The sequence below is a fragment of the Jiangella alkaliphila genome, assembly GCF_900105925.1.
Classification (GTDB): Bacteria; Actinomycetota; Actinomycetes; order Jiangellales; family Jiangellaceae; genus Jiangella; species Jiangella alkaliphila.
On record NZ_LT629791.1, the window covers coordinates 2,784,833 to 2,805,246 of the forward strand.

24 protein-coding genes are annotated in these 20,414 nt (G+C 73.4%); 14 read left to right on the plus strand and 10 right to left on the minus strand.

All coding sequences use genetic code 11. The features are described 5' to 3' along the window. The first annotated feature begins 12 nt into the window (after positions 1 to 12). Positions 13 to 942: an NUDIX hydrolase gene (locus BLV05_RS12960; RefSeq protein WP_046772182.1), complete on the plus strand. Its 930-nt coding sequence runs from the start codon at positions 13 to 15 to the stop codon at positions 940 to 942. An 11-nt stretch (positions 943 to 953) separates the two neighbouring features. Here the strand turns inward: BLV05_RS12960 and BLV05_RS12965 are convergent, their stop codons facing one another. The 3 genes from BLV05_RS12965 to deoD are packed head-to-tail and all read right to left on the minus strand — an operon-like array spanning position 954 to position 3,237. Further along, positions 954 to 1,496, minus strand: coding sequence for a DUF222 domain-containing protein (locus BLV05_RS12965; protein ID WP_046772181.1), 543 nt, complete (start codon positions 1,494 to 1,496; stop codon positions 954 to 956). Positions 1,497 to 1,543: 47 nt separating this feature from the next. Beyond that, entirely contained in the window at positions 1,544 to 2,536 is a 993-nt protein-coding gene (locus BLV05_RS12970; RefSeq protein ID WP_046772180.1) for an endonuclease/exonuclease/phosphatase family protein, read from the minus strand. Beyond that, on the minus strand, positions 2,533 to 3,237 hold the full coding sequence (gene deoD, locus BLV05_RS12975; RefSeq protein ID WP_046772179.1) for a purine-nucleoside phosphorylase: 705 nt from the start codon (positions 3,235 to 3,237) through the stop codon (positions 2,533 to 2,535). Before deoD ends, BLV05_RS12970 begins: the two co-directional genes overlap by 4 nt. Positions 3,238 to 3,272: 35 nt before the next feature. Here deoD and nudC point away from each other — a divergent pair, with 35 nt between their 5' ends. Then, positions 3,273 to 4,166 carry an NAD(+) diphosphatase gene (nudC, locus tag BLV05_RS12980; RefSeq protein WP_197683634.1) on the plus strand — a complete coding sequence of 298 codons (894 nt, stop codon included), beginning with the start codon at positions 3,273 to 3,275 and terminating at the stop codon, positions 4,164 to 4,166. On the opposite strand, the gene BLV05_RS12985 is transcribed toward nudC, so the two are convergent. Continuing rightward, positions 4,156 to 4,404 carry a mycoredoxin gene (locus BLV05_RS12985; RefSeq protein WP_046772178.1) on the minus strand — a complete coding sequence of 83 codons (249 nt, stop codon included), beginning with the start codon at positions 4,402 to 4,404 and terminating at the stop codon, positions 4,156 to 4,158. The two genes, nudC and BLV05_RS12985, sit on opposite strands and share 11 nt — an antisense overlap. Before the next feature lie 115 nt (positions 4,405 to 4,519). Here BLV05_RS12985 and BLV05_RS12990 point away from each other — a divergent pair, with 115 nt between their 5' ends. From BLV05_RS12990 to BLV05_RS13005, 5 genes are all read left to right on the plus strand, one after another. Further along, on the plus strand, positions 4,520 to 6,619 hold the full coding sequence (locus BLV05_RS12990) for an ATP-dependent DNA helicase UvrD2 (RefSeq protein ID WP_046772177.1): 2,100 nt from the start codon (positions 4,520 to 4,522) through the stop codon (positions 6,617 to 6,619). Positions 6,620 to 6,726: 107 nt separating this feature from the next. After that, positions 6,727 to 6,948, plus strand: coding sequence for a hypothetical protein (locus BLV05_RS35760; RefSeq protein WP_152691064.1), 222 nt, complete (start codon positions 6,727 to 6,729; stop codon positions 6,946 to 6,948). Positions 6,949 to 7,048: 100 nt separating this feature from the next. Continuing rightward, positions 7,049 to 7,324 (plus strand): WhiB family transcriptional regulator, encoded by a 276-nt coding sequence (locus tag BLV05_RS12995; RefSeq protein ID WP_197683751.1) that lies wholly within the window; start codon positions 7,049 to 7,051, stop codon positions 7,322 to 7,324. A gap of 76 nt (positions 7,325 to 7,400) precedes the next feature. After that, the gene (locus BLV05_RS13000) at positions 7,401 to 7,676 is read left to right on the plus strand and encodes a hypothetical protein (protein WP_046772176.1); all 276 of its coding nucleotides are present in this window, start codon (positions 7,401 to 7,403) and stop codon (positions 7,674 to 7,676) included. Positions 7,677 to 7,915: 239 nt separating this feature from the next. Beyond that, the gene (locus BLV05_RS13005; RefSeq protein WP_197683635.1) at positions 7,916 to 8,080 is read left to right on the plus strand and encodes a hypothetical protein; all 165 of its coding nucleotides are present in this window, start codon (positions 7,916 to 7,918) and stop codon (positions 8,078 to 8,080) included. A 15-nt stretch (positions 8,081 to 8,095) separates the two neighbouring features. On the opposite strand, the gene BLV05_RS13010 is transcribed toward BLV05_RS13005, so the two are convergent. The 3 genes from BLV05_RS13010 to BLV05_RS36545 all read right to left on the minus strand — a co-directional run bounded on the left by BLV05_RS13010 (position 8,096) and on the right by BLV05_RS36545 (position 10,703). Further along, on the minus strand, positions 8,096 to 9,406 hold the full coding sequence (locus BLV05_RS13010) for an ABC1 kinase family protein (protein ID WP_046772175.1): 1,311 nt from the start codon (positions 9,404 to 9,406) through the stop codon (positions 8,096 to 8,098). After that, positions 9,403 to 10,458 (minus strand): hypothetical protein, encoded by a 1,056-nt coding sequence (locus BLV05_RS13015; protein ID WP_046772174.1) that lies wholly within the window; start codon positions 10,456 to 10,458, stop codon positions 9,403 to 9,405. Before BLV05_RS13015 ends, BLV05_RS13010 begins: the two co-directional genes overlap by 4 nt. An 86-nt stretch (positions 10,459 to 10,544) precedes the next feature. Beyond that, positions 10,545 to 10,703 (minus strand): DUF5679 domain-containing protein, encoded by a 159-nt coding sequence (locus BLV05_RS36545; protein WP_092623275.1) that lies wholly within the window; start codon positions 10,701 to 10,703, stop codon positions 10,545 to 10,547. A 600-nt stretch (positions 10,704 to 11,303) separates the two neighbouring features. Here BLV05_RS36545 and BLV05_RS13020 point away from each other — a divergent pair. Both BLV05_RS13020 and BLV05_RS13025 read left to right on the plus strand, forming a co-directional pair. Then, positions 11,304 to 11,879, plus strand: coding sequence for a M48 metallopeptidase family protein (locus tag BLV05_RS13020; protein ID WP_172860643.1), 576 nt, complete (start codon positions 11,304 to 11,306; stop codon positions 11,877 to 11,879). A gap of 46 nt (positions 11,880 to 11,925) precedes the next feature. Further along, positions 11,926 to 12,459 carry a hypothetical protein gene (locus BLV05_RS13025; protein ID WP_046772173.1) on the plus strand — a complete coding sequence of 178 codons (534 nt, stop codon included), beginning with the start codon at positions 11,926 to 11,928 and terminating at the stop codon, positions 12,457 to 12,459. 126 nt (positions 12,460 to 12,585) lie between these two features. On the opposite strand, the gene BLV05_RS13030 is transcribed toward BLV05_RS13025, so the two are convergent. Next, positions 12,586 to 13,137, minus strand: coding sequence for an NUDIX hydrolase (locus BLV05_RS13030; RefSeq protein WP_046772172.1), 552 nt, complete (start codon positions 13,135 to 13,137; stop codon positions 12,586 to 12,588). Next, positions 13,137 to 14,486: a zinc-dependent metalloprotease gene (locus BLV05_RS13035; protein WP_052763073.1), complete on the minus strand. Its 1,350-nt coding sequence runs from the start codon at positions 14,484 to 14,486 to the stop codon at positions 13,137 to 13,139. The genes BLV05_RS13030 and BLV05_RS13035 overlap by 1 nt, the downstream gene beginning before the upstream one ends. 75 nt (positions 14,487 to 14,561) lie before the next feature. On the opposite strand from BLV05_RS13035, the gene BLV05_RS13040 reads away from it, so the two are divergent. The 5 genes from BLV05_RS13040 (at position 14,562) to BLV05_RS13060 (ending at position 19,093) form a co-directional block, all read left to right on the plus strand. Further along, on the plus strand, positions 14,562 to 15,668 hold the full coding sequence (locus BLV05_RS13040; RefSeq protein ID WP_046772171.1) for an NAD-dependent epimerase/dehydratase family protein: 1,107 nt from the start codon (positions 14,562 to 14,564) through the stop codon (positions 15,666 to 15,668). Between the two features lie 3 nt (positions 15,669 to 15,671). Then, positions 15,672 to 16,094 (plus strand): molybdenum cofactor biosynthesis protein MoaE, encoded by a 423-nt coding sequence (locus BLV05_RS13045; RefSeq protein ID WP_046772170.1) that lies wholly within the window; start codon positions 15,672 to 15,674, stop codon positions 16,092 to 16,094. A gap of 69 nt (positions 16,095 to 16,163) precedes the next feature. Then, positions 16,164 to 16,670 carry a SigE family RNA polymerase sigma factor gene (locus BLV05_RS13050; RefSeq protein WP_046772169.1) on the plus strand — a complete coding sequence of 169 codons (507 nt, stop codon included), beginning with the start codon at positions 16,164 to 16,166 and terminating at the stop codon, positions 16,668 to 16,670. After that, positions 16,667 to 17,989, plus strand: a complete 1,323-nt coding sequence (locus BLV05_RS13055) for a hypothetical protein (RefSeq protein WP_046772168.1) — start codon at positions 16,667 to 16,669, stop codon at positions 17,987 to 17,989. Before BLV05_RS13050 ends, BLV05_RS13055 begins: the two co-directional genes overlap by 4 nt. 54 nt (positions 17,990 to 18,043) lie before the next feature. Next, positions 18,044 to 19,093, plus strand: coding sequence for a YlbL family protein (locus BLV05_RS13060; protein ID WP_046772167.1), 1,050 nt, complete (start codon positions 18,044 to 18,046; stop codon positions 19,091 to 19,093). Between the two features lie 625 nt (positions 19,094 to 19,718). Here BLV05_RS13060 and BLV05_RS13065 read toward each other — a convergent pair. Beyond that, positions 19,719 to 20,246 carry a PPA1309 family protein gene (locus BLV05_RS13065; protein ID WP_046772166.1) on the minus strand — a complete coding sequence of 176 codons (528 nt, stop codon included), beginning with the start codon at positions 20,244 to 20,246 and terminating at the stop codon, positions 19,719 to 19,721. Positions 20,247 to 20,414 lie beyond the last annotated feature (168 nt).

Consider the following 20,414-nt stretch of genomic DNA (forward strand, 5'->3'; position numbering starts at 1 on the left):
GACTCCTGTCTCGTGACCCCCGCGCTCAAACCGCTGCGCCGTATCGCCGCATACGCCGTCTGCCTCGACGCGACCAAGCGCGTGCTGCTGATCCGCGAGTCCGTGCGGTCGGGCACGCCGGGCGTGTGGACGTTGCCGGGCGGCAGCGTGCTGCACGGCGAGCACCCGCGCGACGCCGTCGTCCGTGAGGCGGCCGCGGAGTCCGGGCTGCTGCTGCGCGCGGTCGCACCCATCGACGTCCTCGCCGACACCCGGGCGCGGCCGCACCGCGAGGTCACCCTGCACACCGACCGCATCCTGTTCGAGGCCGAGGTGATCAGCGGCGAGCCCGAGCCGCTCTCGCCGATGGTCGACGACGTCCGCTGGGTCAGCCTCGACGCGGCCGCAACCCTGCAGCTGCGGCCGTTCGTCGCGCAGATCCTCAAGCTGCCGCTGTCGACGGTCGACCTGCCGCCCGAGCAGATGCCCGAACTGCCCGGCTTCCACATCCAGCAGGCGCCTGACGGCCGGCACACCGTGCAGCGGTTCGCCGCGTACGGACTGGTCCGCGACCCGCGTGGGCGCATCCTGCTCACCCAGGTCGCCGACGGCTACCCCGACGCGGGCTGCTGGCACCTGCCCGGCGGCGGCACCGACTTCGGCGAGCAGCCGGCCCAGGCGCTGCTGCGCGAGCTGCACGAGGAGACCGGGCAGGTCGGCCGGGTCCGGCGGCTGCTCGGCGTCGCCAGCCACCGCGAGCCGGCGCAGGTCGGCCCCGAGGGCTTCGCCATCGACTGGCACGGCGTGCGCCCCTACTACGACGTCGTGGTCGACGAGCCTGCCGCGCTGGTGCTGGCCGACGTCGGCGGCTCGACGGTTGGCGCCCGCTGGTTCGACCCGGCCGACGTCGCCACGCTGGCGCTCACCGCCGTCACGACCGACGCCCTGCGCGCCGCCTCCTGACCGCGGACGGGTCAGGACGAGGCGCGGTCCTCGCCGTTCTCACCGTTCTCGCCGTTGCTGGGTGTCATGGCGTCGTCGAGCCAGCGGCGCAGCTGGGTCTCGGTGAGCTCGGGCGCGCGGGCCAGCGCGACCGCCTCGACCGCGGCGCGGGTGGCCGGGCCGAGCCGGCGGGTGCGGTGGGCGATGAGCCGGGCCTTCGGCAGCGTGATGCTGCCGTCGTCGAGAGCAGTGAGCGTGGCGGGCAGGCCGGTGACGAGGTCGACGGCCAGCGAGACCAGCTCGGTGGCGGCGTCGAGCTCGACGTGCAGCGTCTCGGCGATGGTGACGGCGGTCGCCGGGCCGCCGGGCGGTTCGGTGCGGCCGGCCAGCTCGGCGATGACGCGGGCCTGCATGGCGTCGAGATGAGCGCCCTGACGCTGATGGGCGGCCGCGACACGGGGGAGGTCGCGGCGCGACAATGCGGGCGCGTCGAACGTCTCGAGCACGGCGTTGAGCACGGTGCCGGGGGCCAGGCTCGCCCACGCCGCGCTGGGGTGATCTCCGGGGCGGTTCATCCCGGCAGCCTATCGTACACTTGTTCGAAGACGCGAGTGAAAGTCCATCATCCGGCCGGACGCAGGACCGCCAGCACGGGCCGGTGGTCGCTGCCGCCGGCGGCGTCGAGGACGCTGAACGCCACGACGTCCCAGGCGCGGGCGTCGGCCAGGACGTGGTCGATCGGCGCGCCGGCCCACGTCGGCCAGCCGGCCGGCCAGGTGCCGGCACCCGCCGCATCGCGAGACGCGGCGGCGTCGGCGCACGGTGTCAGCGACCGCAGCGCCGGGTGGTCCAGCGTCGCGTTGAAGTCGCCGGCGACGATCGCGCCCTCCGTGCCCCTGCACCGGCGCACGGCCCAGACGGTGTCGTCGCGCCAGCGGGCCATCGCGTCGGCCGTGGGTGGCCAGGCGTGCACGGCGGTGATCGGCGGGCCGTCCGACCCCGGCGCCGGCCGCACGGTGAACGAGCCGAGCCCGCCTGACGGGTCCGGCTGCGGGTCGCCGTAGGTCCCCAGCGACGACGCCACCAGCAGGCCCGTCGCCGACGTGATGCCGGTGCCGGCCTGGTGATGGAAGACCTGGAAGTCGCCGCCGGTCAGCGCGGCCGCCTGTTGCGTCGTCGCCGCGGAGGTCTCGGGCAGCACGACGACGTCGGCGCCGGTGGCCGTCACCAGGTCCGCGACCACCGCTGGGCCGGCGCCGTCGAACAGCGTGTTGAACGCCAGCACCCGCACCTCGCCCGGCGCGTCCGCCACCGGGACGGAGTCGGACGAGAGCCCGCGCGACAGCAGCACGACGCCCGAGAACACCGTCGCCGCGGCGGTCACGCCCGCGACGGCGACCAGCGGCCACCGCGCCGGCCGGATCGCCAGCGCCAGCGCCACGATCAGCACCGGCGCGACGGCGCCGCCGGCCACCGTCAGGCCGCGCAGCGCCACCACTTGGGCAGGGCCGTAGCTGCCGGCCAGGCCGAGCGCCTGCGGCCACACGACGACGACCGCCAGCAGCGCGGCGAGCACCGCCGACGCCGCGAGCCACGCCCAGCGGCGGGGGCTCACGCCGCGACGGCGTCCAGCGCCAGCTCGACCATCTGCGCGAACGTCCGCTCGCGCTCATCGGCCGACGTCTCCTCGCCGGTGACGAGGTTGTCGCTGACCGTGCAGACCGCCATGGCCCGCGCGCCGAACTTCGCGGCCAGCGTGTAGAGCGCCGCCGCCTCCATCTCGACCGCCATGACGCCGTACTCGGTCAGCCGGTCCCGCAGTTCGGGGCGGGCGTGGTAGAAGGAGTCGGTGCTGAACAGCTGCCCGACGTGGTACCTCGCGCCGGCCGCCTCGGCCTTCTCGACGTAGGCCCGGACCAGCGAGAAGTCCGCCGCCGGGGCGTAGTGGAAGCCGTCGAAGGCCAGCGCGTTGATCGAGGAGTCGGTCGCCGCGGAGATGCCGATGACGAGGTCGCGGATGGCGACGTCGGCCAGCAGCCCGCCGCACGACCCGACCCGCACGAGCGTCTTCGCGCCGTACTCGGCGAGCAGCTCGTGCACGTAGATGGAGATCGACGGCTGGCCCATGCCGGTGCCCTGGACGGAGATGCGCCGGCCCCGGTACGTGCCGGTGAAGCCGAGCATGTTGCGCACCTGCGTGTAGCAGGTGACGTCGTCGAGGTACGTCTTGGCGATCCACTCGGCGCGGAGCGGGTCGCCCGGCAGCAGGACGGTCTCGGCGATCTCGCCGGGCGCGGCGGCAATGTGGGTGCTCACGAGTGCACACGGTATCCGGCGTAGGGTCGTGGCTCGTGCACGAGGCCTACGTCTTGCCCGGACCCCTTGCCCTCTCCCGCTCCACCGTCGACCGCGCCGCGGACCGCCGTGCCGACGCCGCCTGGCTCGACTCGCTGTGGGCCGACGGCGGCACCCGCGTGCTGCTGGTCGGCGACGGCACCGTGCCGGTCGACGGCGCCGCGCTGCGGTTCGTAGCGCCGGCCGACGCGCCTGACGGCGACCGCTTCCTGCTCGGCCTCGACGACGGCGTCGCCTACGTCGCCGTCCACGTGGGGGAGAAGCCGGATGGCGCCGCGACGCTGCGCGAGGTCGGCGCCGTGCTGGGCGACCGCGACGCCGGGCTGGCGGTGCACGCGATCGCGCTGGCGAACTGGCACGCGAGCCACCCGTTCTGCCCGCGCTGCGGCGGCCGTACGCGGTCTGAGCAGGGCGGGCACGTCAGGGTCTGCGAGGTCGAGGGGTCGCAGCACTTCCCGCGTACCGACCCCGCGATCATCGTGCTCGTCGTCGACCAGGACGAGCGCTGCCTGCTGGGCCGCTCGGCGGCCTGGCCGGGCCGCCGGTTCTCGACGCTGGCCGGCTTCGTCGAGCCGGGGGAGACGCCGGAGCACGCCGTCGTCCGCGAGCTGTTCGAGGAGGTGGGCGTCCTGGTGACCTCGTGCGCCTACGCGGGCGCGCAGCCGTGGCCGTTCCCGTCCAGCCTCATGCTCGGCTACTACGCGACGGCCGGCGGCGAGGAGCCGACGCCCGACGGCGAGGAGATCGCCGAGGCGCGCTGGTTCAGCCGCGACGAGCTGACCGCGGCGATGGAGAGCGGCGACGTGCTCCCGCCGAGCGGCATCTCGATCGCCCGGAAGCTGGTCGAGGGCTGGTACGGCCGGCCGCTGCCGGTCGACGTCAGCTGGTGATGGCGGCCAGCTTCTCCTTGACCTGCGTCGGGCTCGGGTTGGTCAGCGAGCTGCCGTCGGCGAACACGAGCGTCGGCACCACCGCGTTGCCGCCGTTGAGGCTCATGACGAGGTCGGCGGAGGCCGGGTGGGACTCGATGTCGATCTCGTCGAACATGATGCCCTCGCGGTTCAGCGACGACTTGAGCCGACGGCAGTAGCCGCACCAACTGGTGCTGTACATCGTGAACTGCGACATCGACGCTCGCGCTCCTCTGGCTTGGTTGCCGTGACAGGTACTTGAACACGGACGCTCGCCCGGATTGTTCCGTGGCGCCTCGCATCATGTCGGTGGCGGCTGCGAGGATGGGGCGATGCGCGCATCCGACGTCCTCGCCGGCCTCGATCCCGAGCAGCGAGCGGTCGCCTCCGCGCTCAGTGGGCCGGTCTGCGTCATCGCCGGCGCGGGCACCGGGAAGACCCGCGCCATCACCCACCGCATCGCCCACGGCGTGCACACCGGCGCGTTCGACCCGCGCCGCACGCTCGCCGTCACGTTCACCACCCGGGCGGCGGGCGAGATGCGCGGCCGGCTGCGCGCGCTCGGCGCCGAGGGCGTCCAGGCGCGCACGTTCCACTCCGCGGCGCTGCGTCAGGCCCGGTACTTCTGGCCGCAGATCACCGGCGTCGACCTGCCCGAGATCAGCCGCAGCAAGCTGCCCATCGTCGGCTCGGCCGCGTCGCGCTGCCGGGTGCCCACCGACCGCACGGTGCTGCGCGACCTCGCGTCCGAGATCGAGTGGGCGAAGGTCAGCAACGTGCTGCCCGAGGCGTACGTCACAGCCGCCGCGGCCGCGCATCGCGAGGTCGGCAACGTCGACCCCGAGTCCGTCTCCAAGGTCTACGCCGCGTACGAGGACCTCAAGACCGACCGCAACGTCCTCGACATGGAGGACATCCTGCTGGCCGCCGTGGGTCTGCTGGCCGGGCAGCCAGGCGTGGCCCAGCAGATCCGGTCGCAGTACCACCACTTCGTCGTCGACGAGTACCAGGACGTCTCGCCGGTCCAGCAGAAGCTGCTCGACCTGTGGATGGGCGACCGCAACGACGTCTGCGTCGTCGGCGACCCCGCCCAGACCATCTACTCCTTCGCCGGCGCTCAGCCCGACTACCTCGTCGGGTTCCCGCAGCGCTTCCCCGGCGCCACCGTCGTGCGGCTGTTCCGCGACTACCGGTCCACGCCCGAGGTGGTCGGCGTCGCCAACGCGGTGCTGCGCGCCGCGCGCGAGGCGCACCAGGGCGTCGTCCTCGAGGCGCAGCGCCCGGCCGGCCCGAAGCCGGCGTTCGTCGAGCACCCCGACGAGCTGGCCGAGGCCGCGTGGGTGGCCGGCCAGATCGCCAAGCTGGTCGCCAACGGCACGCCGCAACGCGAGATCGCCGTGCTGTTCCGGGTCAACGCGCAGTCCGAGGCGTACGAGCAGGCGCTGGCCGATGCCGGCGTCGCCTACGTCGTCCGCGGCGCCGAGCGGTTCTTCGACCGCGGCGAGGTGCGCCAGGCGGCCATGCTGCTGCGCGCCGCCATCCGCACGGCCGACGGCGCGCCCGACGCCCCCGACGCCGCCGCGGCCACGTCCGCCATCCTCAGCACGGTCGGCTGGTCGGCCACGCCGCCGGCCGGTGGCGGCGCCGCCCGCGAGCGCTGGGAGTCGCTGGCGGCACTGGTGTCGCTGGCCGAGGAGGTCGTCGCGGCCAAGCCCGGCGCCGGGCTGACCGACGTCGTCGACGAGCTCGAGGCGCGGGCCACGGCCCAGCACGCCCCGGTCGCCGACGGCGTCACGCTCTCGTCGCTGCACTCCGCCAAGGGCCTCGAGTGGGACGCCGTCTTCGTCGTCGGCTGCCACGAGGGCACGCTGCCGCTGAGCTACGCCGAGACGCCCGCGCAGATCGAGGAAGAGCGCCGGCTGCTCTACGTCGGCGTCACCCGTGCCCGCGAGCACCTGTCCGTGTCGTGGTCGCTGGCCCGCCAGCCCGGCGGCCGCGGCAACCGCCGGCCCAGCCGGTTCCTCGACGGCGTCCGGCCCGGTGGCGGCGCGCGCAGCGACCAGCGGGCCGAGCGCGGGCCGGGCGGGAAGAGCCGCCGCTCCGGCGCGCAGGCTCGCTGCCGGGTCTGCGGCGCGCCGCTGGCCGACGCCGTCGACCGCAAGCTCGGCCGGTGCGGCAGCTGCCCGTCGTCGATGGACGACGCGTTGTTCGAACGGCTGCGCGCGTGGCGGCTGGAGCGGTCGCAGGAGCAGAAGGTGCCGGCCTACGTCGTGTTCACCGACGCCACGCTGATCGCCATCGCCGAGACCACGCCGGTCAACGAGACCCAGCTCGCGGCCATTCCGGGGGTCGGGCGCACGAAGCTGGACCGCTACGGCGACGACGTCTTGGAGCTGTGCCGGGAAGTCCAGAAAGAATCACCGTTAAAATAGGTTGCCCCTTACATGCGGGCCGGAATAGCATGTCCGAGCGCGCTGCGATGCGACGCGCCCTTGAGTCGGAAGGCCCGGCTCGGGATGACCCCGAGAGGAGGACGCTGATGAAGATCACGACTGTTAACCCGTCTCAGTGCGGTGTCGGCTTCGCCTATGCGCCTGCTCTGCGTGGTGTCTCCCTGAGCTCCCGTGAGCGCATGATCGCGCCCGTCACCGCCCCGCAGACGGGAGAAGTGCGTCCGCAGGCAGGTACTGGCGCGACGACGCACCTCGTCGATGGGGTCAAGCAGGACGTGCGTGTCCGCACTTGGGGTCCACCGGTCTAGCCATGACAAGACCGGCGCCTCCGAGGCCGCGGACCCCACACAGGGATCCGCGGCCTTTTTGTTTGCCAGAACCGATGGAGGAAGGGAGGTGACCGAACTCATGATGCTGACCAGCGTTCTCGACCGGGCCGTAGTGGCCGACGAGTCCATTCCGTGCCGGAAGGACCCGGAGCTGTGGTTCGCCGAGTCGCCGGCTGACGTCGAAGACGCCAAGCAACTGTGCCGGGAGTGCCCCGTGCGGGAGCAGTGCCTCGCCGGCGCGATGGACCGGGCCGAGCCCTGGGGCGTGTGGGGCGGAGAGCTCTTCGTCTCCGGGGTCATCGTGGCGCGCAAGCGGCCGCGTGGCCGGCCCCGTAAGAACGAGATCGCGGCGTAGTGAGACCAGCACACGCCGGAACTGGGCACCAACGGCACCTGCCGATGACCGATGACCCCGATGGACGGACCACGACATGACCACGACGCTCCGGCCCGATGCGGCCACCCCAGACGACCCGAAGGCCGAGACCACCAGCATGAACCGAGACTTCAGGAGCACCGAGATGCATCTCATGAACGAAGCCCTCGCGCGCGCACACTGTACGGAGCAGCGCGAACGGGCGATGGAGGAACAGCGAGTACGACGCGTGCTGGCCGCCCGCCGGATGGACCGGCGGGCCGCCCGGGCGGCGCAGCGAGCCAGGAACCTGGCCGCCGCGGCGGTCGCCCTGCGCAGCCGCGCCTACTGATCGGCCCGAGCCGGGTCGTGAGCGCGCCGTCCACGCAGTAGCCGACACCCAGCGACCCCGCGCCGTCCACCACGGACGGCGCGGGGTCTCGTCATGTACAGGGTCGGGCCGCGTGCACAGGTGGTCGGGACCAGTCGTTGCGGTCGGCCGGTGCGGAGTTCGACGATGTCGGGCCGGGGTTCTCGTACCTCGGGGCAATGGGTGGGGGGATTCTCATGACGACGACCGGGGAGAGCCGTGTGTCCGAAGCGGTGACGTGCGCACTGTGCGGGACGACCGCGGCGGAGCTGCCGCTCACGTGGGTCAGCAGCGTGGAGCGGGGCCGGACCCTGTACTACTGCGACCGGTGCGCTCGCGACAACCTGCGCGCCATCGAGGCCCGCCTCGACGATTCTTGGTGGTGACGGCCGCCGGGTGGCTCAGGTCGTGAAGCCGGGCAGCCAGCGCTCCAGCTCGTCGCGGAACGGAGCCTCGCAGTCCAGTTGCGACAGTACGCCGATGCCACCGATCCAGACCCGGTGGATGAGCAGGTACGACGGCGGCAGGTTGAGCTTGAGGCCGATGGAGTAGCCGGGCCGGCGGGGGTCGTTGATGCGGGCGAACTGCTCGCGCATCCACGGCCGGTTGAAGTGGAACCGGTCGACCATGGCCGGCTCGAGGAACGGCGACAGGTAGTCGTAGAGGGCCTCGGGGTCGAGGTCGATGTGCGACTTGACGAAGCCCTCCTCGCGCAGGCCGTCGAGCATCGCGTCGGCCTGGCCGGCCAGCGCTCGGCTCATGAGCTGCCCGATCGACGGCGGCAGCCCCTCCGGCAGCCGCGCGACGGCGCCGTAGTCGAGCACGCCGAGCTTGCCGTCGGCCGTGATGCGGTAGTTGCCCGGGTGCGGGTCGGCGTGCAGCAGGCCGGCCCGGGCCGGGCCGGAGAACAGGAACCGGACGTAGAGCAGGCCGGCGTGGTCGCGCTCTTCCTTGGTGCCGTCGGCGATGACCTTCGACAGCGGCAGGCCGTCGAGCCACTCGGACACCAGGACGTGCTCGGCGCCCTCGACCAGCTTGGGCACGGCGAACTGGGGATCGCCGTCGTAGGCGAGGGCGAAGCCGTCCTGCGCGTCGGCCTCCATGCGGTAGTCGAGCTCTTCGACCATGCGGTCATGCAGCTCCTCGACCAGCGCCTTCGCGTCCATGCCGGGCACCAGTGCGCCGATGGAGCGGCCCAGCCGCGCGACCTGGCGCAGGTCGGAGCGCAGCGCGTCGCCGGCGCCGGGGTACTGGATCTTGACGGCGACCGTGCGGCCGTCGTGCCAGACGGCCTTGTGTACCTGGCCGATGGACGCCGACGCGGCCGGCGCGTCGTCGAAGGACCGGAACCGGTCGCGCCAGTCGGGTCCGAGGTCGGCGGCGAGCACGCGGTGCACCGTCGCGGCCTTCATCGGCGGCGCCGACTCCTGCAGCTTGGTGAGCGTGGCGCGGTACGGCGCGGCCAGCTCCTCCGGGATGCCGGCCTCGAGCACGGACAGCGTCTGCCCGAACTTCATGGCGCCGCCCTTGAGCCCGCCCAGCACCCGGAAGACGTGCTCGGCGGTGCGCTGCTGCACCTCGGCGCTGACGGACTCGGCCGACGCGCCGCCCAGCCGCTTGCCCAGGCCCAGCGTGGCCCGCCCGGCGAACCCCAGCGGCAGCGACGCGAGCTTGATGGCGCGGTTGACGGCATTGCGTGGCAGATCGCTCACATCTCCCATTGTGCCGCCTCGTCCTCGCGGGTCGACCAGCCGCACCCACAACGCGGATGACGGGTCCAGCCGCGCCGCCGCGGCAACCCCGACGGCAGCGTGACCTCCATGGTGCCGTCGACCGCGGCCGGAGTGAAGCCGTCGAGGTGCGCCAGCACCTGCGTGGCGGCCAGTCCGGCGACGACGGCGGCCAGCGCGGCGTCGCAAGCCGGCTCCGGCGGCGGCCGGCGCAGCGCCTGGTCGAGCACCAGCGGCCAGTGCGGATCGCGGGCGGTGCGGTGCAGGTCGTGGCAACGCAGGCAGGACGAGCGGCCCGGCAGCACCAGCGGCCCGACCACCCCGGTGACCTCGACGACCTGGGCGAACAGGTGCGGGATGCCCTGACGGACCAGCTCGGCGGCCTCCGCGCGGCCGGTGTCGGCGGTCGGCGCGAGGACGACGAGGCCGGGCGCCTCCGGCCGGCCGCCGTCGTCGGCCTCCCCGGCGTCGGCCCGCAGCAGCGGGTCGAGCGAGCGCCGCCGGGACGCGCCGACGGCATCGGGCGGGTGGCCGCCGGGGCTGACGTCGGCGGGCCGGACGGGTTCGCCGTCGAGCACCGCGACCGTGCCGACGCCGGCCGCGGCCAGCAGCCGGGCGATCTGGGCGCCGACCCGGCCCGCGCCCTGCACGTCGACCCGCGACCGGCCCCGGGCGGCGAGCACGTCGCCGCCGCCGTCGGCTGATCGGGTGAGCAGGGCGGCGCTGGAGCGGTCCGGCAGCCGCCGTGGATCGGCCGGCGGGTCCGCCGGGGCGAGCCGGTCGCCGTCGACGACGGCGCCGGCCGCCACCAGCAGGGCGGTGAGGCGATCGGCGGCGGACCGGCCGAGACCGAGTTCCGCCGCCAGCTCGCGCAGCGCCGCCAGGTCGGCGGCGCCGGTCATCGCGTCGACGACGGCTCGTTCCGGCCGGCTGAGCCCGCCGACGACCAACGCCAGCCCCGGCGTCGCGCCCACCTGCAAGGTGGACTCGTCGCGCCAGGTGCGGCTCAGAGCGGGATGGAGGATGGGACGCACAGCGGCATCCTGCCCCGTTCGGCGCCGCCGTGCGTTCCACTGTCCACAGGCCCGCCTCGGCGGGCGCCGGACTCCTGGATCAGGCCTCAGACGCGGCCGAGGATCCGGTTCAGATTGGTGGAACAGACCGGGCAGGTGGCCTTTGCCATGCGCGTGCCCTTGTCGTTGACGACGATGTCGCCGGTCGCCTCGCGCTTCTCCTTGCACTTCACGCAGTAGAACTCCCCCGTGTACGTCTCAGCCATTCGTGGCCTCCCTTTCCTTCGTTGCAGGAGTGGAAGCAGCAGGTCAGCCGCGTCCCCCGTGTAGTTGAGCCGACACACTACGCCAGCCGGCGGATCGTGCGAGGCAGAAATGGCGAGCGAGAATGCGCTCGGCGGGATCTCAGTTCCGCTGACGTGCGCGCGCCTTCCCCGGACGCGCGGAGGTGTCATCGTTTTCCGAGATCCCGCCGAGCGAGATCGGGCGGCCCGTGCGAAGTGTGGTGTGCAAGGGATTCGAGCCGCCGGACATGTCAGTGAACGTACGGCGATCCCCGGGTGGCGGCAACGGGAACGGCGATGGACCGTCCCAAGGCTGTGGATAACTCTGTGGATGACTTGTGCAGGACTCCCGTGGTGCTTGTGGACCACCGGTGCGCAGCGTGTTGACAACCTGGCGGCTCCACATCGTCAGCGGCTCTGACCTGCAGAGACACCGTCCACCACATGTGCACGAAGAAAGTGTGGCCGAGGCTGTGCCGATGAAGGCGATCGAGCCGGGCATTGGCCTCGTAGGCGGCATTCTCGGCCAGTTATCCACATTGCATCCACGCATTCACCGGCGGATGGGTTTACGGTGCATCCATGGAGGCACCGGACGTCGAGATACGGCGCTCGCTGCGCCGCCGGCGTACCGTCACGGCGTTCCGCGAGAACGGCCGCATCGTGGTGTGCCTCCCGTCACGGCTCAGCAAGGCCGAGGAGCGGCGCTGGGTCCAGGTCATGCTCGACCGGCTGGCGGCGCAGGAGCGACGCCGCCGCCCCAGCGACGAAGGGCTGCTGGCCCGGGCCGGTGACCTGTCGCGCAAGTACCTCGACGGCCGGGCGACGCCCAGCAGCGTGCGGTGGAGCTCGACCCAGCGGGCCCGCTGGGGCTCGTGCACCCCCAGCGACGGCTCGATCCGCCTCTCCAGCCGGCTGCAGGGGCTGCCCACCTGGGTCATCGACTACGTGCTGGTGCACGAGCTGACCCACCTGCTGGTCAACGACCACGGCCCGGAGTTCTGGGCGCTGGTCGGGCGCTACCCGCGGGCCGAGCGGGCGCGCGGCTTCCTCGACGGCTACAGCCACGCGGCCGGCGCGGTCCCGTCCGAGGCCGACGACGAGGACGTCACCGACAGCGACGACGAGGACGGCGCCGCCGAGGTCGCCGCGACCTGACGGCCTTCGAGGTGGATTCGCCGGTCATCCTGGGTAACGTCCAGCAGTGACGATGACGCAGGCGTTCGGGGGCATCCCCGCGGGCACCATCACCTGGGACGGGTTGCTGACCGGTGCGCTCGTCGTCCCGGCGACGTTCGCCGCGGCGCTGCTGGCGTTCTGGCTGCAGTCCCGTAACACCGCGCGGCAGGGGCTCGTCGAGGCGGTCGAGTCGCTGCGTGAGCTGGTCATGCGCGTGGCCTCGTCGCCGGCCCCGGCCGACGGCCCGTGGGTGCCTGGCGGGGCGCGCCGGCTGACCGAGGCCGAGGCGCGGCTGTTCGTCGACCTCGGCGAGCGGATCGCCCGGGTGCGCTCGCGGTGTGGTCGGCGCGACCGCGCGTTGGCCGCCGGCTTGCGCGACGCGCACGTCAGCGTCATCGAGGCCGTCGTCAGCGGCGAGACCGCCGACGCCGCCGCCGTCTGGCGGTTCCTCGACGCCTGGCTGGACTCCCGCAGCGGCGTGCGGCGCGGCCGGATCACCATCGACGCGCTGCGTCCCCGCCGCCGGACGACGGAGGAGAAGGTGCCGGCCCGCTCCTGACCCGCCGTCGCTCCGCCCCCGAACCGCCCCGAGTTGATCTTGGAGTTGTTCGGCCATCTATCGGACATTTCGCCACGGAATTGCCGAAGAACTCCAAGATCAACGGAGTCGCGGGCGGCTCTGGGGTCAGAGGGCGGCCCGGGCGGCCTCGATCAGCGCCACGACGCCGCCACCGAGCGGTTCCGGGAGGTCGTCGTAGCCGAACCAGCCGAGGTCGTGCGACTCGTCGCTGACCGCCGGCACCGCTCCGGCCGGCGCCAGGGCCAGGTACTGGACGTCCAGGTGTTCCTCGACGACGCCCGGCCGGCACGGCGCCGGGTGGCGGTCCAGCTTGATCGGCCGCCCGCCGGCGCCGAGCGTCAGCCCGGCGATGCCGCTCTCCTCGGTCGCCTCGCGCAGCGCCGTCGCCGCGAGCGAGCCGTCGCCGTCCTCGCAGTGCCCGCCGGCCTGCAGCCAGACGTTCGCGCGGCCGTGCAGGAGCAGCAGCACCCGCTCGGCGACAGGGTCGACGATCAGCGCGCTGCCGGTGAGGTGGGCGGGGACGCAGTCGCGCCGCATGGCCCGCGGCTGGGCGCTCAGGACGTCGAGGTACCCCGTCCGTAGCCGGTCCTGCTCAGGCGACGGCGCGGCCCACCCCCTCAGCACGGCGACGGCGTCGGCGTGCAGCGGGTCGGTCATCAGGACGGGCTGCCGCCGTTCTCTTCCTCGGGCGGCGCCGGGGTGTCGTCGAGGCCGGACATGTCGAAGTCGACCGGTGTGAGGAACGCGGCCGGGTCGGCGAGGTCGTCGGCCGACGGCATGAGGTCGGGGTGCGCCCAGACGGCGTCGCGGCCGTCGGCGCTGCGCGCCTCGCGGACCTCGGCCCAGAACGCGGCCGCCTCGCGCAGCTTGCGCGGGCGCAGCTGCAGCCCGACCAGCGTCGCGAAGGTCTGCTCGGCCGGGCCGCCGGACGCGCGCCGGCGGCGGACGGTCTCGCGCAGCGCCGCCGCGGACGGCAGCCGGTCGGCCGTCGCCTGCGTGACGACGTCGTCGACCCAGCCCTCGACCAGGGCCAGCGCCAGCTCGAGGCGGTCGAGCGCGGCCTGCTGCTCGGGCGTCGTCGGCACGTCGAACAGCCCGCCCTCGAGCGCCTCCTGGATCGCCTCGGGACGCTGCGGGTCGATCTCGCGCATCTTCTCCTCGATGGCGCTGGTGTCGACGCTGACGTTGCGGGCGTACTCCTCGACCAGCGCGATGACGTGTGCGCGCAGCCACGGCGCGTGGCTGTAGAGCCGCACGTAGGCGGCCTCGCGCAGCGCGAGGTACAGCGTGACGTCGCGCGGCTCGACCCCGAGGCCCTCGCCGAAGGCGCGGACGTTGGCCGGCAGCAGCGCCGGGTGCCCGGCGGCCAGCGGCACGCCGATGTCGGCCGAGCCGACCACCTCGGCGGCCAGCTTGCCGATGCTCTGGCCCACCTGCGCGCCCCACATGGAGACGCCGACCTGCTGCATCATGCCGACCAGCGGGCCGGCGGCCTGCGCGACCTCGGGCGGCAGCGACTTGCTCATCGCCTCGGAGACCCGGGCGGCCAGCGGCTCGACGAGGTCCTTCCAAGCGGCCTGGGTGCCCTCGACCCACTCGGCCCGGCTCCACGTGCGCGGCGACCCGCCGGTGGACGGGAACGAGGTGGCGTCGTCGAGCCAGGTGTCGGCCAGCCGGAACGCGTCGTCGACCTCGCGCCGGTCGGTGCCGCTGACCGAGCGGTCGCCGGAGGCCGAGACGACCTCGCGCGCGGCCTGGTTGGCGAGGTCCCAGTTCACCGGACCGCCGGACCAGGAGAACATCTGGCCCAGCTGCTGGAACATGGCGCCGAGGTCGGGGCTGCCGCCGGGACCGCCCGGACCACCCGCGCCGAACATGCCGAAGAGGCCGCCGAACGGATCGTTCGGGCCGGAGCCGCCGGCCCCGCCGGAGCCTGGACCGGGCTTCTCGGGCCGGTTGTCGTCCGGGTCGTCCTCGGAATTGAAACCGAAGGGGACATCATTCATGGCAGCGCCTCGGGCAGGATGGGAAGCGTTCGGGAGCGCCTCATGCGTTCCACGGTAGTCGTTGAAGGGGATTTCGTGGGCAGACAGTCGGGCCGGGTTCGCGCTGGGCGCAACGGCGGCGACGGCTTGGTGATCGCGGTCACCGGCGCCGCCTCCGGCGTCGGGCGCCTGCTGGCCGCACGGCTGGCCGCCAGCGACGACGTCGCCGAGGTGGTGGGCCTCGACGACTCGCGCGGCGACGTCGACGGCGTCACCTGGCGCGTGATGGATCTCACCGATCCCGCCATCGTCACGCGGCTCGCCGGCGTCGACGCCGTCGTGCACGCCGCGGTCGACATCGGCATCACCGACGACACCGCCGTCCGCTCGCACCGCAACGTGCGCGGCACCCAGACGATCCTCACGGCGTCCGCGGCGGCCGGCGTCAAGCACGTCGCCGTCCTCACCAGCGCGATGGTCTATGGCGCGCAGGCCGACAACCCCGTCCCACTGGACGAGGACGCGCCGCTGCGGGCGGAGCCCGACGGCTCGGTCATCAGTGACCTGCTCGAGATCGAGGACCTCAGCGCGCGGGCACCGCGGTCGCACCCGGGCATGTCGGTGACGGTGGTCCGCCCGGCCGCCGTGGTCGGCCCGGGCATCGACACCGTCCTGACCCGGCACTTCGAGGCGCCCCGGCTGCTGGTGGTGCGCGGCAGCGAGCCGGCCTGGCAGTTCTGCCACGTCGACGACCTCGCGTCCGCGCTGGAGTACGTCGTGCTGCACGGCGTCGCCGGCCCGGTCGCCGTCGCCAGCGAGGGTCACCTCGACCAGGCGAGCGTCGAGGAGCTGTCCGGCCGCAGCCGCATCGAGCTGCCCGCGTCGTTCGCGTTCGGCACCGCGCAGCGGCTGCACCGCCTCGGCGTCACGCCGGCGCCGGCCAGCGAGCTGCACTACGTCACCCGGCCGTGGGTGGTCGCGGGCGACCGGCTGCGCAAGGCCGGCTGGCAGCCCGAGCACGACAACGCCGGCGCGCTGCGGGCGCTGATGGAGGAGGTCGGCGGCCGGCACGCGCTGGCGTCGCGGCGCATCGGCAAGCGCGACGCCGCCACCGCGGCCACCATCGGCGCCGCCGGCGCCACCGTCGCGATCCTCGGGACGGCGGTCGTGATCCGCAAGGCGCGCCGCCGGAAGCGGAGCTGAGCGATGGACGTCATCCGGCTGCTCGATGTGCGGCCCGGTCCGCTCTCCGTCGACGAGGTGCTGGCCGCCGTGTCCGACCGCGGCGCCGGCGGCACCGTCGTCTTCGTCGGGACGGTCCGCGAGGCCGACGGCGGCCGGGGCGTCACGAGCCTCGACTACGAGGCGCACCCCTCTGTCGGCGAGGTGTTGCGGACGGTCGCCGAGAAGGTCGCCGCCGAGCACCCGCTGCGCGCACTGGCCGCCGTCCACCGCGTCGGCCATCTCGAGATCGGCGACCTCGCCGTCGTGGTCGCGGCCGCCGCGGCCCACCGTCAGGAGGCCTTCGCCGCCTGCCGTCAGCTGATCGACGACCTCAAGCGCGAGGTCCCGATCTGGAAGCATCAGCGCTTCGACGACGGCAGCGAGGAGTGGGTCGGCTCGCCCTGAAAACTCAGGTGAAACGCGCACCGCTCCCCGTCGCGTCTTCATGGTGAGGACGACGAACGGAGGCTGGCCGTGGCCGGCGACCCACAGGGCTTCACCGAGTTCGCCGCGTCCAGCAGCGGGCGGCTGTTCCGGACCGCCTGGCTGATGACCGGCGACTGGCACTTGGCCGAGGATCTCGTGCAAGAGACTCTCGGCAAGGTGTACGGCGCGTGGACGAAGCGCGCCCGGCCCGACGACCCGGCCGCGTACGCCCGCACGACGCTGATGCGCACGTTCTTCACGCACCGGCGCAGGCGCGGGTCGGCCGAGCGGCCGTCCGACTCGCTGCCGGAGCGGCCGGCCGGCGAGACGGACGTCGCGCTGAGGGTCACGCTCATCGACGCGCTCGGCCGGCTCGACGCGAAGGACCGGGCGGTCCTGGTGCTGCGCTACTGGGAGGACCGCAGCGTCGAGCAGACCGCAGCCGACCTGGGCCTGTCGGCCGGCGCGGTGCGGTCGCGCTGCTTCCGCGCGCTCGACCGCCTGCGCGACGTCCTCGGCACCGACGACCCGACCATGAGCGGAGTAGCACGATGACCATCGAAGACGAGCTCGAGCTCGCCCTGCGGGCCGAGGCACTGCGACTCGACCCGCCCGTCCAGATCCTCGTCGACGGCGGCGTGGCGCGTGGCCGCGAGTTGCGGCGCCGGCGCCGGTCCCGGCTGGCCGTGGGCGGAGCCGCCCTGGTCGTGGCGGCCAGTGTCGGCGGCCTCGTCGCGGCCCCCCTCATCGGCGCCGACGACGATCCCGCCACGACGGACGACGCTCCGGTCGCGTCCGGCGCTGACGCGGCGCCGCCGGCCGCCGAGGTCGCCGAGATCGACGCCGACGCCGTCCTCGACGCCGTCGTGGCGTTGCTGCCGCCCGGCGAGGTCACCGAGGCCAGCGCTGAGACGCTCGAACCGGCGTCGGCCTGGTACCAGTTCCGCTACGACGACGGCGACGGCGCCAGCTGGATGATGGGGTCGGCTGTCGTGGCTGCCCCGGGCTGGGAGATCCCGGAGTGCCCGGTGATCGTCAACGGGAGCTCGTGCGAGGTGCAGACGCTCGACGACGGCACGGTGCTCATGCTCACGGCGGGGCCGTACTACCCGCAGCCCGACCGCGAGCCCGACCGTCTGCTCTGGAGCGCGACCGCCGTGGCGCCGAGCGGCTTGCGCGTGTCCCTCGGCGAGATGAATACGCCGACCGAGAAGGATTCCGAGCCGACCCGCGACGAGCCGCCGTTGTCGCTGGACCAGCTCGCCGCGGTCGTCACCGACGGCGTCTGGGCCGAGCTCACCGCGGGGGTGCCGGCCGATTCGGCCGAGCAGCGCGCCGCGGAGGACGCCGCGGAGGAGGCTGCCGCCGCGGAAGCCGCCGAGCTCGAGGCGTCTGTGGCGGCGCAGGCACTGGCCGCGTCCCTCGGTCCCGACTGGGTGCCCACTCCGGACGGGTTCGCCGAGCCTGGCCCGGCGGCGCTGGAGGGGTTGCCCTCCGGGTACACGGCGGGTCCGGCGATCGTCGACGACCTCAGCTCCGGCCTGACCCTGGCGGAGCTCTGCGTCGCCGGCGAGGAGAAGGGCTCCGTCAACGAGGGCTGCGTCGCGGACACGGCGCCGGGCGGCGAGCCGGTGCACGTCCAGTGGGGAGGCACGGTGCCGGACGGCCCCTACGCCCAGGAGTCGCTCGAAGACAGGGTCAGCGTCCTCGTCGCCGACGACGCCGGGTTGCTGCTGCGAGCGAGCATCTGGGTCGCCGAGCCCGCCGAGGTCTCGACCCCGCAGCGTCGGGCCGAAGCCCGCGCCTGGCTGGAGCAGCGGGTCGACGGCCTCGCCCGCGCGGTGACCGCCGCTGCCGCCGAACAGCGGGGCTGACCACGTACTCTTACGGTGTCCGTGCCCCGTTCACCGTGAGGACCGCCCAGACCGATGACCCGCCGATCCGCGACGCTGGCCGTCGCCGGTGCCCTGATCGTCGCGCTCGTCGCGGTCGCGTCCATGTTCAACCTGCCCTACGTCGTGTACTCGCCCGGCCCGGTCGAGGACACGCTGGGGGAGTGGAACGGCCAGCAGGTCATCCAGATCGAGGGCGCCGACGTCTACCCGACCGAGGGCGTCCTCGACCTGACGACGGTCGGCGTCACGTCCGCTGACGCCGACCTCGACCTGCTGACGGCGCTGCGGGCGTGGATCGACCCCGACCGCGCGGTCGTCCCGCGTGAGCTGGTGTACCCCGAGGGCACGACGGCCGAGCAGTCGCGGCAGCAGAACGCCGCGATGCTGGCCAACTCGCAGCAGAACGCCGAGGTCGCCGCGCTGCGCAAGCTCGGCTACGACGTGCCCGCGAGCGTGGTCGTCGACGCCGTCGTCGCCGACGCACCGGCTGACGGCGTCCTCGAGCCGGGCGACATCGTGGTGTCCGTCGACGGCACCGCGGTCGCCGCGCCCGAGGACGTCGTCGACGCCGTCACGGCGCACGAGCCCGGCGAGACCGTCTCGTTCGTCATCGACCGCGACGGCGAGCAGCTCACCGAGGACATCGAGACCATCGCCGCCGAGGACGACGGCCGGGCGCTGGTCGGGTTCAGCCCGACGCTCGGCTTCGACCTGCCGGTCGACATCGCCATCGGCATCGACGAGCGCATCGGCGGCCCCAGCGCCGGCATGATCTTCGCCGTCGCCATCTACGACACGCTGACCCCGGGCGCGCTCCTCGACGGCACCCACGTCGCCGGCACCGGCGAGATCAGCCCCGACGGCGAGGTCGGCGCGATCGGCGGCATCCAGCAGAAGATCGCCGCCGCCAACCACGACGGCGCCGAACTGTTCCTGGCGCCGGCCAGCAACTGCGACGAGGCGGTCGGCGGCAACAACGGCGACATGCGGGTGGTCCCCATCGAAACCCTCGACGACGCCGTCAGCACCATCGAGTCGTTCGTCGCCGGCGACACCGACGACTTGGCCAGTTGCCCCAGCTGATCGGGTCTGCGGGGTTGGCCGGGGGTGTTGCCGAGTTGGCCGTCCCCCTGCTGCCCATTTTCTTAGCCGTGAACGCGCGCCTCAAGCCCGGCGCCTTTGCTGGTTGCGGTGGTCTGTGGTTGGGGGCTCTGGACTTGACCCGCGCGTCCCCGGTCTAAGAACGGGCAGCCATCAGGGGGACGGGGGAGTGTGGCGACGGGCGGGTCGTGGTCTGGCGTTACGTCGTGGTCTGCCGTTACGCGAAATGGCGGATTCTGGGCTCGAGGCGTGACTGCGGATCAGGACGTAACGGCAGACCAGGACCCCGGCACTCACCAACCTGGGTGTGGAGCGCGTCCTGGCTGTGAGGCGCGAATTCGGGCCCGAAACGGGTGTTCGGTGCGCCTGAGACCCAGGACGCGCCTCACGCCCAGGAAGCCAACGGTGCATATCGGGCGGGGTGTGCCCGGTTCTTCCCCGTCCCCCTGATAGCTGCCAGTTCTTAGGCCGGGCGCCCGCGGGTCAAGCGGTCCCGTCGGCGCGAAGCGCCCCATAGTCCGCTTGAGGCGCGGGTGCGCGGCTAAGAGAATGGGCAGCAGGGGGACGCCCAACTAGGCAGACTCCCGGCGAACCCCGGCCCACCGGCTTACTGGAACGTCTCCGCCAACGCGTTGCCCAACTCGGGCGACAACTCCGCACCCAGGACCAGCTCGTCGTCCGCCTCGTGCCCGCGGATGCGCAGCGCCGAGGCCCGGCGTCCATCCCGGAGGACGCCGACCACGACGCGGACGTCGGAGCGGTCGGGGTGCTGCGCCGCCCAGCGAGCGGCCGCGCCGTCCTCGTCGGGCATCTGCTCCTCGGCGCCGGGCGGCAGCACGATGCGCTCGAGCACCAGTGCGCAGCCGGTGACGGTCTCGGGCCAGGTGATCTCGAGCAGGAGGTCCTCGATCGGCCGGCCGGCGACATCCTGTTCGATCGGGGTGAGCGAGTCGGGGGACGCGCCCGGCTCGATGCCGATGTCGGCGGCCAGCGCGGGCTCGCGCGACAGCAGGTCGGCGGTCGGCGCCAGCGCGTACAGCCGGGCCGGCTGGTCCCACCCGTCGTCGCGGACGTGCTGTTCGATCTCCGCGATCGCGCGGACCAGGGCGCTCGGCTGGTCGTCCGTCGTGCTCATGGCGGAATCGTCGCATGCGCGGCGACGTCCCGGGAAACCGGTCACGGCCCGGCGTCGAACGGGTCACGGTTCGTCATTGACCGTCCGCTGACAGCGATGTTCCGACCGCGGTTCGGAATCGCGATGGCCAGTGAGATAGTTTTCCAGGGGTGAGCCAGGACATGCCCC